Raw genomic sequence first — 13435 nt, 5'->3', positions numbered from 1 at the left:
TTAGTTCATGCTATTAATCCTTCTGTACGGACCAATACCAACTATTTTTAATAACTCCGTGTATAATTATAAGCAAATTCTACCGTTATAGATTTGGTATTGAATTATATTTGCCACAACATAAAATCATCAATAAAACTCTTAATAAATGATGTTCTTTAAAAGACCGTTAATCATCGTTTTTCTTGTAATTTCTTCATTTGGTATGGCGCAAAAATCTGCCATCTATACAAATGACTTACAGGATTACCAAAAGGCATTAACATTATATAATAACAAACAGTTTAAAGCAGCACAATCTTTATTCGACGATGTAAAGTTGAATACAAATGACGCCACTATAGAATCCGACTGTGCTTATTATATTGCTAACTGTGCAGTACGTTTAAATCAGAATAATGCAGATCATCTTATTACTGAATTTGTGGAAGAATATCCAACAAGTACTAAAAAAAATACCGCATTTTTAGATGTAGCTGATTATTATTTTAACAACGGAAAATACGCTTATGCTCGTAAGTGGTACGATAGAGTTGATGAACGTAATATGGCTCATGCAGAAAAGGAGCGTTTCAATTTTAATTATGGGTATTCCTTGTATTCTACCAAAGATGAAAAGCAGGCAACCAAGTATTTAAACCGTGTTGTAAATTCAAAAGAATACGGTTCACAAGCCAAATATTATATTGGTTTTATGGCGTATCAAGGGGATGATTATGATACGGCAAATGAATATTTTGATCAAGTGAGCGATAACGAAAAATATAAAGAGAAGTTGTCGTATTATCAAGCTGATTTAAATTTTAAATTAGGAAAGTTTGAAAAAGCTATTGAGCTTGCAGAAGAGCAATTGCCTAAAGTGAGAGGTATTGAAGAATCTGAATTGTCAAAAATTATTGGTGAAAGTTATTTTAATCTTGAAAAATACGCTGAAGCTATTCCATATTTAAAAGCATACCAAGGTAAAAAACGAAAGTGGAACAATACAGATTATTACCAATTAGGCTACGCCTATTACAAGCAAAATGATTTTGAAAGTGCCATTTCAGAATTTAATAAAATTATTGGAGGAAATAATCCTGTGGCTCAAAATGCGTATTACCATTTGGGTGAGAGTTATATCAACTTAGACAAAAAACAAGAAGCTTTAAATGCGTTTAGAAATGCTTCGCAAATGGATTACGATTTAAAAATTCAAGAAGATGCGTGGTTAAACTATGCTAAAATTAGTTATGATATTGGGAATCCTTATCAGTCCGTTCCTCAAGTTTTAACGGGTTATTTAAATCAATATCCTGATACAAATTATAAAGATGAAGTAGAAACGTTATTAATTGATTCTTACATTTCATCAAAGAATTATAAAGAAGCCTTAGAACTTTTAAATGGCAAAAACAGTTTTGAGAACAAAGCCGCATATCAAAAAGTTGCTTTTTTTAGAGCTGTAGAATTGTATAACGAAAATAAATACAACGAAGCCTTAACGCTTTTTAATGGATCGTTAAAAGAATCCATTGACCCTGTTTTTGTCGCAAAAGCTACGTTTTGGAAAGCTGAAACCGAATATAATTTAACCAATTATAACGATGCTTTAATAGGCTTTAAACAATTTGATGGTTTTAGTGAATCGGCGAGTTTACCAGAAAACGAAAATCTAAATTACAACTTGGCTTATACCTATTTTAAGTTAAAAGATTACACAAACGCTTCAAGTTATTTTGAAAAATTCATCAACAATAAATCGAATGATAGGTTGCGACAGAATGATGCCTATTTAAGATTGGCTGATGGTTATTTTGTGTCTAGTAATTATAGTGATGCTATTAATGCTTACAAAAAAGCGAATCAGATTAATGAAATAGAATCAGATTATGCAGCTTTTCAAATAGCAATGAGTCAAGGGTATTTAGGGAAGAGTTCCAATAAGATAACGGAATTGAAATCGTTTATAAATACGTATCCAAAATCGGCATTACGAGATGATGCCATGTATGAGTTGGCAAATTCATATGTGAAATCTAACGAGACCGATAAAGCCATGCAGATGTATGATCGTTTAAATTCCGAATACAAAACAAGTGCGTTTACATCAAAAGCATTATTACGTCAAGGATTGGTGTATTACAATAGTAATGATAATTCGCGAGCGCTCACTAAATTCAAAAAAGTAGCAACGGATTTTCCAGGTTCTGGTGAAGCAGTTCAAGCGGTTTCAACGGTTCGATTAATTTATATCGATTTAGGTCAAGTTGATGAGTACGCATCTTGGGTAAGAACTTTAGATTATGTTGAGGTTTCTGATGTTGAGCTAGATAACACCACCTATTTAGCGGCAGAAAAACCATATTTAGATAATGAAACAGATAAAGCAATTCGTCAGTTTAATAAATATTTATCCCAGTTTCCAAACGGTATTAGCAGTTTAAAAGCGCATTTCTATTTGGCACAATTGTATTACAAAAAGAATTTGTTCGATAATGCACAACCACATTACAAAACAGTCGTTGAGGCACCAAAATCGGAATACTCAGAACAAGCCACAGTAAAGTTGTGTGAGATTTATTTAAGTAAATCAGATTGGGAAAACGCAATTCTTGTCTTGCAAGGACTAGAGGTAGAAGCCGATTATCCGCAGAACGTCATTTATGCACAGTCTAATTTAATGAATGCTTATTACCAAACAGAAGACTACGTAAAAGCAGAAAACTATGCTGAAAAAGTATTGAGCCATCCAAAATTAGATAACAAAGTAAAGAGTGATGCTAAATTAATTATAGCACGTTCAGCCATTAAAACAGGAAATGAAACAAAAGCAAAAACAGCTTACGCTGAAGTTGAACAACTAGCCACAGGAAGTGTTGCTGCCGAAGCTTTATTTTATAACGGTTATTTTAAAAATAAAGCAGGAGAATACGAAGCATCAAATACAACCATTCAAAAATTAGCTAAAGATTACGGAAGTTATAAACTGTTTAGCGCAAAAGGCTTGGTGGTTATGGCTAAGAATTTTTATGCTTTAGAAGATGCGTTTCAAGCCACTTATATTTTAGAAAGTGTAATTAGTAATTTCCCCGAATTTACAGAGGTTGTGAACGAAGCAACAGAGGAATTAAACAAAATAAAAGCAGAAGAAGCTAAGACAAATTCATCAATCGAAACAGACGATAACTAGAATCCCTTTGAAAAAAGGGATCTTATGAATCGTAAAAATATTTGCAATCAAACAAATACACATGAAAACTAAATATATCATCTTATCAATCTTCACGTTGAGTTTAACATTCAGTTATGCTCAAGAAAAAGACACCATTGCAGACCAAACGGTCAACGTTGTAAAACCATATACACCAACAATTTCGGATGCCTTTAAGATTAAGGATAACCCTAAATTGAGTGATTCTAATGCGGTAAAGAAAAAGGAAATTAAGTATAATATTTTCTCCATTCCTGTAGCGTCAACATTTACACCTGCGAAAGGAAAAGCAGCGACAGTAGATAGGGCTAAAGCGGTGAAATTATATGACAATTATGCTTCAGTAGGTTTTGGGTCATACACAACCATTTTGGGCGAAGTGTATCTTAACCATGAGTTAAGTAGAGATGAAAATGTAGGTGGTTATTTTAGTCACCATTCTTCACAAGGAGGAATTGATAATGTACTATTAGATGACGATTTTTCTAAAACAAAACTAAATGCTTACTATAAAAAAAGCGATAGAGATTTTACCTGGCAAGTCGATGGTGGGTTTAATTTACAAACCTATAATTGGTATGGTGTTTCTCAAGATTATTATTTAGAAAGCGATTTGGATGGGGTTGATGCTGGCCAGACCTATAATGATTTGTATGTTGGTGGTAAGATAGATTTTGAAGATGCTATAGTTAAAGACGCAAGTCTTAGATTTAGACGTTTTGGAGATAATCATGATTCTGCAGAAAATAGATTAATTGCTAAAACTAGTTTCGATTTTCCTGTGCAAGCTGAAATTATTAATGCAGAACTTTCAATAGATTATATAGGCGGCACTTTTGATAGGGATTTAGCTAATACAGCTGAAATTAACTATGGAAATGTATCCTTAGGGTTTGCACCGTCTTACCAAATGACTAGAGATGATTTAACGTTGGATTTAGGAGTTAAATTGGTTTATCTAAATGATACAGAGTTTAGTGAAAGTAAGTTTTTTATCTACCCAAATATTGAAGCGTCTTACCGTATAGTCGATGAATTATTAATTGCTTATGGAGGACTTAAAGGCGATTTAATTCAGAATTCTTATTATGATTTTGCCAATGAAAATCCGTTTGTATCTCCTACCTTATTTATTACTCCAACCGATCAGCAATACAAAACCTTTGTTGGTGTAAAAGGAAAACTGACAAATAGTATGGGGTATAATTTAAAAGCAAATTATGCTTCAGAACAGAATAAGGCGTTGTACAAATCAAATCCGGCTTCAAATGCACCATTAACGGAATATCAATATGGGAATTCATTCAACGTCACTTATGATGATGTTACGACCTTTTCTATAGCAGGTGAATTGAATGTAGATGTAAATAGAAATTTTACCTTAGGTTTAAAAGGTGAATTTTTTGCCTATAATACGGATAACCAAGCTGAGGCATGGAACTTACCAGATCTTACAGCATCTCTTTTCGTAGATTATCAAATTTCTGAACAATGGTTTGCTGGGTCAAGCTTGTTCTTTGTTGGCGAGCGTAAGGATCAGGAAATTTTTGTTGATGAACTTAATCCATTAAATACTACAGTAACAACAATGTCATTAGATAGTTACTTTGATCTTAATGCGCATGTTGGTTATAAGATAAACGATCAATTTTCAGTCTTTGGTAAAGCTAACAATATCGCTAATCAAGATTATGACCGTTGGTTAAACTTCCCTGTACAAGGGCTTCAACTTTTAGCCGGAGCAACCTATCAGTTTGATTTCTAGTTTCCACGAAAGTGGGAATCTCATGATGTAATTCGTCATTGAGAGAGCAATGAAATTAACTGTAATATTGAAATCACAGATTGTTATAATTCAAAAGCGTTCCAATTCGGAGCGCTTTTCTTATTTTTACAATCACTTATCAGGCTAAAATTGTATGTTCTGAGCATAGTCGAAGCATCCAAGACCTAACAAAAACAGTATGTCAAAAATGAAAAAACTTCTTTTTATCCTAATTTTAATAACAACGTTTTCTTGTGAAAAAGAAAAGGAACAAGCCGACTTAATCGTCACTAACGCCAATATTTACACAGTAGATGATGCTTTTAGTAAAGCAGAAGCATTTGCTGTAAAAGACGGGAAAATTATTGCCGTTGGTACCACATCTGAAATAGCTAATAAGTATCAAACTGTGGATACACTCAACGCTGATGGAAAAACAATTGTTCCAGGATTTATAGATGCACATTGTCACTTTTTAGGTTTAGGTTTTAATCAGCAAGTTGCCAATTTAGTTGGAGCTAAAAGTTTTGAGGAAATGATGAAACGTGTTTTGAATTTTCAAAATGAGCACAATAATGATTTTATTTTAGGTAGAGGATGGGATCAAAACGATTGGGAAGACAAACAATTCCCAAATAAAAGGCTATTAGATAAACTATATCCTAATACTCCAGTGGCTTTAACACGTATTGATGGTCATGCTATATTAGCCAATCAGGCGGCTTTAGATTTAGGAAATGTAACAGTGAACAGTACAATTGAAGGAGGTGAAGTTATGGTCGAAGATGGACAACTCACCGGAATTTTAATTGATAATGCCGAAAGTTTAGTAATGAATTATTGGCCAGAACCGACGCGGTCCGATATATCAAATGCGCTATTGGAGGCTCAAAAATTATGTTTCGATTTGGGTTTAACAACTGTTGATGATGCAGGATTGGGTAAAGATGCTATAGAAATTATAGATAGTCTTCAGCAAACAGGCGATTTAAAAATGCGTATTTATGCGATGGTTTCACATTCTGAAGCGAATTTAGATTACTTTTTAGATAAAGGAATTACAAAAACCGATCGTTTAAATGTGCGTTCATTTAAGTTTTATGCGGATGGAGCTTTAGGCTCTAGAGGTGCAATGCTTAAAGAACCATATAGTGATAAACCAGGTCATTTGGGATTATTGGTTACGGATTTAGAAACTTTAAAGACATCAGCAGAGCGCATTGCAAATTCAGAATTTCAAATGAATACACATGCTATTGGTGATTCTGCTAATAGAGCGGTTTTAGAAACCTATAACAAAGTACTAGAAGGAAAAGACGATAGACGTTGGCGTGTAGAACATGCCCAAATCGTATCTGATGAAGATTTTGAGTTGTACAAAAATATAATGCCATCCATTCAGCCAACACATGCCACTAGCGATATGTATTGGGCAGAAGATAGAGTAGGAGAAGAACGCATAAAAGGAGCTTATGCTTACAAACAATTATTAGATGCTTATGGAAAAGTCGCTTTAGGAACTGATTTTCCGGTGGAACAGGTGAGTCCGTTTTTAACATTTTACGCAGCTGTGGCAAGACAAGATTTGGAACACTATCCAGAAGGTGGTTTTCAAATGGAAAATGCATTAAGTAGAGAAGAAGCTTTAAAAGGAATGACCATTTGGGCAGCGTATTCTAATTTTGAAGAAAACGAAAAAGGAAGTATTGAAGTTGGAAAATTTGCCGATTTTATCATTTTAGATAAAGACATCATGATGGTCGATGCTAGGCAAATTCCTCATATTAAAGTGTTGAAAACTGTTGTTGGTGGTGAGGTGCAGTGATAACGTTTGAAGCTCGCAAAGTCGTAGAGCCGCAATGTTTTGATTAAAATTATGAGTTCTTTTTTTGCGTTTCAGTCTTTGCGACTTAGCGTCTTTGCGCGAAATTTGTTTTTTCTATTTAATAACAGTAAAAGTGTTAGTTGGAATACGATTATTATGAATTATCTAATTTGTTTTTCCACAATGATTCACAGAGTAAAAAAACACAGAGATACACCGAGAACAGAACTTATATTTAACTGCCATAATTTTTTTTATATGGACAAATAAACTCTCCGTGAATCTCTGCGAACCTCCGAGAAACTCAGTGTAACCACCTAATATAGCCGCGCCAAATAATCAAAATGCTCACCATCCATAACCTTTTCGCATTTTAACCCAACCGTTAAACACGCCGTTTTCAACGTTTCAAAATCGAGATATAACCATTTCATAGGGGCTTCTTTTTCTCCTTTATAAGATAGAAAATAATCTAACTCACCAGGATATCCTTGGTTGAGGTCTAACCACATTCCACCATCGTCATCTTCATACATATAAGAAATATCGGAAGAATCAATGAGTATTTGTCCTTCAGGATTTAAAAGCAGCTTCAAATGTTTCAAATAGTTTCCAACGTCTTTTAATTCTTGAAAAATCCCTGTGCCATTCATTAACAATAAAATGGTGTCAAAAGTTTCTGTTTCTTCTAAAAGTGGTTTCAATTCAACATTTAAAACACCTCGCATTTTGGCAACTTCTACAGCACCTTCAGAGCTGTCTATGGCTTTCACCTTCAGAGCTTTATTTTGTAACCATAAGGAATGACTTCCAGATCCGCAACCAACATCTAAAACAGATCCTTTGGCTAATTTTAATGCTTTTTGTTCTAGCTTAGGCATTTCAGAAAAAGCTCTAAATAAATAGGGAAGCGGTAAGGCATCTTCATCTGAAATATTGGTCGAGGTGATAATATCTTCAGAATAATTGCCATTCTGATAATCTAATAGTGCTTTTCCAAAGAGATCTTTTTTCATAGTCAGTTGTCAGTCCGATTGATTTCGATTTTTATCGAAATTGTATCGAGAACTTTAATTAAATTTGTGTTATGCAAGACCAAATTAATAATCTTCCAAAGCTCGCCAAAGATAAGCATAAGGAGAATAAAACCTTTTTTAAGAAGTTAAAAAAGAAACCACCAAAACAGTTAGATTATCTAATGCAAGAATTGCATGAAGATGAGTTTGAACGCACAGATTGTTTAGAATGTGCCAATTGCTGTAAAACAACAGGACCTTTGTTTACACCAAAAGATATCAATCGCATTGCAAAATTTTTTAGAATGAAAGAGCAGCAATTCATAGAAACCTATTTGCGCTTAGATGAGGAAAACGATTATGTATTGCAATCCGTACCTTGTACATTTTTAGGTGCCGATAATTACTGTTCTATTTATGATGTGCGCCCAAAGGCATGTAGCGAATTTCCACATACAGATAGAAAGAAGTTTCAGCAAATCTCTAATTTAACGCTTAAGAATGTAGCTATTTGTCCTGCAGCATATAATATTGTTGAAGAAATGAAAAAGAGAATTCAACTATAAATAGGTTGATTTTCGGAATAATTTTTGATGCTTAACTGATTAAAAATAAACTATGAATAAACTAGTTGTAAATATTCTATTTCTGTTATTTGCTTTCAATCTATCACATTCTCAAGCTTGGATGACCAATCTAGATATTGCACAAAAATTAGCTATTACACAAAATAAAATGGTGTTAATGGTTTGGGAGGAAGCGACCAAGTATCCATATGGTGTTTTGGTTAACGATGATAGTGGCAAAACTATTTTTATAGAAAATTTGTTTGAAAGTGAAACGCTAAGTCCTTTAATCTGGGAATATTTTGTGCCAGTTATTGTAAAAGAACATAATTATGCGGAGTTGTTTGCAGAAATAGACGGCAAACGATCTCAGGTGTATATTGACAAGTTTAATGATGACAGTATTAAAATAATGGATGTTAATGGGAATATCTTAAATGTCTCAGGTTATTCGGATAATTTTCAAAACATCACAACAATAATTACTAATTACGCTTTAAATACGGATTATCTTACACCAGAGTTAAAAGGTTATAAAATAGAACGCGATTTTTATTCAGCCTTTTATTTAGCGTCTAAGTATTTCGACTATTCTATGTATTTAAAAGAAAATGTTAGACTTGCTGTACTCGATTTAGGGTTAATTTATTTAGATGAAGCCTCTGAGTTAATTGCAACAAATCCAACAAAAGACCAACAGGTATTAGAAGAACGAGTGGCACTTTTAGAAATTCAACAATATTTAATAAAAAAACGACCAAAAAAAGTGCTAAGACAATTAAAACGCATGGATGCTGAGAACGTCGAAACGAATAATCAATCATTGGCAGCGTTATTATATTACAGTGCATACAAGTCAATAAAAGATGAAACCAATGCGGCATTATGGGAATCTAAAATTTCTTCAGTAAATTTGACGAAAGCGCAATTGCTTATCAATCTAAACTCATAAAGTTATTGGAAAGTATTCTTACATATTTTGAAACTATTCCTTCATCGCATCGAAGTCTTATCTTAGTTGGTGGACTTACTTTCTTTTGGTTATTAGAAGGTGGTATTCCTCTGTTTAAATTTAAATACAAAAAATGGAGACATGCAATTCCAAATCTGTTCTTTACACTAACCACAATTATTATAAATTTTGCACTCGCATTTTTATTGTTGTGGTCATCAGATTGGGTGAAGGCCAATGATTTTGGTATCATAAATTGGTTACCACAAATGCCGTTATGGTTATATGTCTTAGTAGGTGTGTTTTTACTCGATTTTTTTGGTGCGTATTTAGCACATTATGTCGAGCATAAAGTAAAACCACTTTGGATGGTGCATTTAGTACATCATACGGATCATAACGTTGATACAACGACTGGAAATAGACATCACCCAATAGAAAGTTTAATTCGATTTCTGTTTACCTTATTAGGTATTTTTGTGGTTGGTACTCCAATAGCTTTGGTTATGATTTACCAGGCGATGTCGCTTATTTTTACACAATTAACACATGCTAATATTAAAATGCCAAAAGGTTTAGATAAAGCCTTAAGTTATGTCATTGTGTCTCCAGATATGCACAAAATTCATCACCATTATAGATTACCGTATACAGACTCTAACTTTGGTAATATCTTTAGTATTTGGGATCGGTTGTTAGGAACTTATAGGTATATGGATCGTGAAAAATTGATCTATGGAGTGGATGTGTTTCCAGATGAAGTAAAAAACGGAAACATTAAAGAGCTACTTAAACAGCCTTTCCAAAAGTATGAAAAACAAACACTTTCGGCGGATAGTGAGCATTAGAAGGCTTTCTTTTAAACGTTTGACACTTATATACTGAAACTTTAATTCTATTTATCCAAAGCATTAAATCAAGCAGAAGAAATACTAACGTGAAGTATGTTGGATTATTTTAAGTGTGCCGATTAAGCTCACTTAAATGATTGAAAAACAGTGTTGTTAACAAAGTAAACAGTTCCTCTGGTTTTTATGTAGTTTGTAGATGTTCTTTTGAATTGTACTAAAAATCGCGTTATGTTTAGTCGGGATTAATAACATATTGTTGAGTTAGCACAGATTTTGTAAAACTTAATTAATACTATTTTGAAAAATTTAATACGCATTGGTCTCGTTGTCCTTCTCATTTTTTTATTGAGCGTTACACTAAAGGCATAAGAGACGTTTGCAAAACTTAGAAAAACAGAAAGAGTAAAACAAATGGTTTAATTCACAGATTAAATACTTCAAAAAATACTTGTTCTTAAGAGTGAAAACATCATTTTGTCGTCTTAATTATAGATTAAATATTTATGTCGTGTCGATTTAAACGATTCAATCCCATCTGTCCATGTTGCTTTAATTTCGGCTTCACTTAAACCAGCTTCAATTTGTTTTTGCAATGTTGCAGTTCCTGCATGTGTAGTAAAATTATTGGTGTTAAATACTTTAGTCTTATCGGTTGCATTATTATACGCATCGATAACATATTTTAAAGTGAATTTACGCTCAGCGTTCACCTCAGATAAATCAACACCATAACACGTTTCATTTTTATGTTTTGGGTGTTTAGATCCAAAATTAGCTACAGGTGTATAATTAAAAGAATAATGATTCTTATCTAAAAACGGAGCTCCATAACGCTGAAATTGAAATTCAGTACCTCTTCCAGCATTGATATTGGTCCCTTCAAACAAACCTAAACTTGGATACAACACAATAGATTGGTCGTTTGGTAAATTTGGAGAAGGTCTTATGGCTAAACTGTAAGTACTGTTATGATTGTAATTTTTCATTTCAATTATAGTAATATCACAAGTAATTCCGTTAATTAACCACGATTCTCCATTAATCATTTTTGCATATTCTCCAATCGTCATGCCATGTACTAACGGAATAGGATGCATGCCTAAAAAAGAACTGTGTTGTTTTTCTAAAACAGGACCATCAATATAATTTCCATTAGGATTAGGACGATCTAATATGATAAGTGGAATATTTTGTTCCGCACAAGCTTCCATCACATGATGTAATGTAGAAATATAGGTGTAAAAACGGACACCAACATCTTGTATATCAAAAATCATAATATCTACATCTTCAAGTTGTGCTTTCGAAGGTTTTTTATTTCTACCATGAAGCGATAAAAGAGCTAAACCTGTTTTAGTGTCTTTGCCATCTTTTACCAATTCGCCAGCATCTGCAGTGCCTCTAAAGCCGTGTTCTGGTGCAAATACTTTTTTTAAGTTTACATCCAAACTCACTAAGGTATCTACTAAATGGGTATGACCTTCAGCTTTAAATACCACACTAGTTTGGTTAGCAACTACAGCAACACGCTTTCCTTTTAATAAGGGTAAATATTGTGAGGTTCTATTAGCTGCAACAGTAATTGTTTGATCTATTTCGCTTGTGTCCTGTTGTGTGTTAGAAGTGTCATTAACAGCCAAAGTCTCGTGCTTTGTGTTTTCAGGGTCTTGCCTAACACTATTTTTACATGAAAATGTTACAGCGGAAATCCCAATAATTATAGAGAATAAAACTGTATTTTTGAAAACCTTTAAAAGCATAATAATTGTGAATTTTGAGTTATTTATAGCTAAACGCATAATAGGCAATAAAACGTATAAAAGTAGTGTTTCGGCACCAATAATTAAAATTGGTATCGCGGCAATTGCTATTGGAATTATTGTAATGCTTATTGCTATTGCCACAGGAATTGGCTTGCAACAAAAAATTAGAGATAAAGTTGTGGCTTTTAATGGTCATGTAGAAATTACAAACTACGATACCAATGCCTCTGATGAATCGCAAGTGCCGATTTCTATAAATCAAGAGTTTTATCCAAATTTTAATGATGTTCAAGGAATAAAACACATACAAGGTGTTGCCCAGAAGTTTGCGATTATTAGAACGGAAACTGATTTTGAAGGCGTCATTGTAAAAGGAGTAGGAGCCGATTATAATTGGGATTATTTTAAAGAATTTTTAGTTGAAGGCCGACTTCCAGATTATACAAAAGATAGAAACGAAGACATTTTAATCTCCAGTTATTTAGCCAATCGCTTAGGGTTTAAAATAGGAGACACATTTCAAACCTTATTCGGCAACCCATTAAATGATAGACCACGTATTATTAATTATGAAATTGTAGGAGTTTACAATTCAGGATTTCAAGAGCTTGATGAAAAATTTTGTATTGCAGACATCAGACACATTCAACGTATTAATAAGTGGGAATCAGATCAAATAGGGAGTTTTGAAGTTTTTATTGATGATTTTTCTCAGATAGAAGAAAAAACTATTGAGATTTATAAAACCGTTCCATCATTGATGAACGCCACATCGATTACTAGAAAACACTATACCATTTTCGAATGGATTAAGATTTTTGATAATAATACTTACGGAATCATTGCTATTATGATTATTGTTGCTGGTATCAATATGATTACGGCATTGTTGGTCTTAATTTTAGAGCGTACTAGCATGATTGGGATTCTTAAAGCGCTAGGAAGTTCTAATTGGACGATTAGAAAAGTGTTTCTCTACAACGCCTCTTATTTAATAGGATTAGGTTTACTTTGGGGAAATGCTATCGGTTTAGGTTTGTTGTTTGCTCAGAAATATTTTAAGTTATTTCCGTTAAATCCAGATACCTATTACGTGAATAATGCACCAGTTTACATTAGTTGGGATTATATCTTTATCTTAAATATTGGGACATTCATAGCCTGTTTATTAATGTTATTAATTCCTTCAGTCATTATTTCTAAAATCTCACCAGTAAAGGCAATTCAATTTGATTAAAAAGCCCCTTTGAGTTATTTTATTCATTGTCGGTAAATCATTTTTATTCCTTAAAGGGAAAAAAAGGGGTTTGTTTTTTACCGATGCTTGTTTGAGCTTTTTAGCCGTTGCAATTTTTCACGCATTTTTTAAATTAATAGTATTCAGTTTGTAGTTTAAAATAATCTCTCCGCGAATCTCCGTGCCAACTTCGCACACCTCCGCGTAAAATATTTAGCATTCCAACTTTGCGTCTCTGCGTCTTCGCGAGCATTTTTTTAATTTATA

At 33.1% G+C, this 13435-nt stretch carries 9 protein-coding genes; 7 read left to right on the top strand and 2 right to left on the bottom strand.

Going from position 1 to position 13435, the window contains the following annotated elements; genetic code table 11:
• Positions 1-148 precede the first annotated feature (148 nt).
• The 3 genes from ITJ86_RS15655 to ITJ86_RS15645 all read left to right on the top strand — a co-directional run bounded on the left by ITJ86_RS15655 (position 149) and on the right by ITJ86_RS15645 (position 6783).
• A complete protein-coding gene (locus ITJ86_RS15655) occupies positions 149-3172 on the top strand; it encodes a tetratricopeptide repeat protein (protein WP_195872601.1) in 3024 nt (1007 codons plus the stop codon).
• 61 nt (positions 3173-3233) lie between these two features.
• The gene (locus tag ITJ86_RS15650; RefSeq protein WP_195872600.1) at positions 3234-4958 is read left to right on the top strand and encodes a TonB-dependent receptor; all 1725 of its coding nucleotides are present in this window, start codon (positions 3234-3236) and stop codon (positions 4956-4958) included.
• A gap of 208 nt (positions 4959-5166) precedes the next feature.
• On the top strand, positions 5167-6783 hold the full coding sequence (locus ITJ86_RS15645) for an amidohydrolase (protein ID WP_195872599.1): 1617 nt from the start codon (positions 5167-5169) through the stop codon (positions 6781-6783).
• A 317-nt stretch (positions 6784-7100) separates the two neighbouring features.
• Here the strand turns inward: ITJ86_RS15645 and ITJ86_RS15640 are convergent, their stop codons facing one another.
• Positions 7101-7799 (bottom strand): class I SAM-dependent methyltransferase, encoded by a 699-nt coding sequence (locus ITJ86_RS15640; protein WP_195872598.1) that lies wholly within the window; start codon positions 7797-7799, stop codon positions 7101-7103.
• A 71-nt stretch (positions 7800-7870) separates the two neighbouring features.
• Here ITJ86_RS15640 and ITJ86_RS15635 point away from each other — a divergent pair, with 71 nt between their 5' ends.
• Genes ITJ86_RS15635 through ITJ86_RS15625 form a run of 3 tightly spaced genes read left to right on the top strand, consistent with a single transcriptional unit; the run spans position 7871 to position 10165 of the window.
• On the top strand, positions 7871-8365 hold the full coding sequence (locus tag ITJ86_RS15635; RefSeq protein WP_195872597.1) for a YkgJ family cysteine cluster protein: 495 nt from the start codon (positions 7871-7873) through the stop codon (positions 8363-8365).
• A 52-nt stretch (positions 8366-8417) separates the two neighbouring features.
• A complete protein-coding gene (locus ITJ86_RS15630) occupies positions 8418-9317 on the top strand; it encodes a hypothetical protein (protein ID WP_195872596.1) in 900 nt (299 codons plus the stop codon).
• Between the two features lie 5 nt (positions 9318-9322).
• On the top strand, positions 9323-10165 hold the full coding sequence (locus ITJ86_RS15625) for a sterol desaturase family protein (protein WP_195872595.1): 843 nt from the start codon (positions 9323-9325) through the stop codon (positions 10163-10165).
• Positions 10166-10650: 485 nt separating this feature from the next.
• On the opposite strand, the gene ITJ86_RS15620 is transcribed toward ITJ86_RS15625, so the two are convergent.
• Positions 10651-11928 (bottom strand): exo-beta-N-acetylmuramidase NamZ family protein, encoded by a 1278-nt coding sequence (locus ITJ86_RS15620; protein WP_195872594.1) that lies wholly within the window; start codon positions 11926-11928, stop codon positions 10651-10653.
• Between the two features lie 7 nt (positions 11929-11935).
• Here ITJ86_RS15620 and ITJ86_RS15615 point away from each other — a divergent pair, with 7 nt between their 5' ends.
• Complete coding sequence (locus tag ITJ86_RS15615; RefSeq protein WP_195872593.1) at positions 11936-13168, top strand: ABC transporter permease; 1233 nt, start codon at positions 11936-11938, stop codon at positions 13166-13168.
• Positions 13169-13435: the final 267 nt, after the last annotated feature.

This window comes from Winogradskyella marina, from assembly GCF_015645385.1.
GTDB classification, from domain to species: domain Bacteria; phylum Bacteroidota; class Bacteroidia; order Flavobacteriales; family Flavobacteriaceae; genus Winogradskyella; species Winogradskyella marina.
This window is presented reverse-complemented; position numbering and strand designations above follow the sequence as displayed.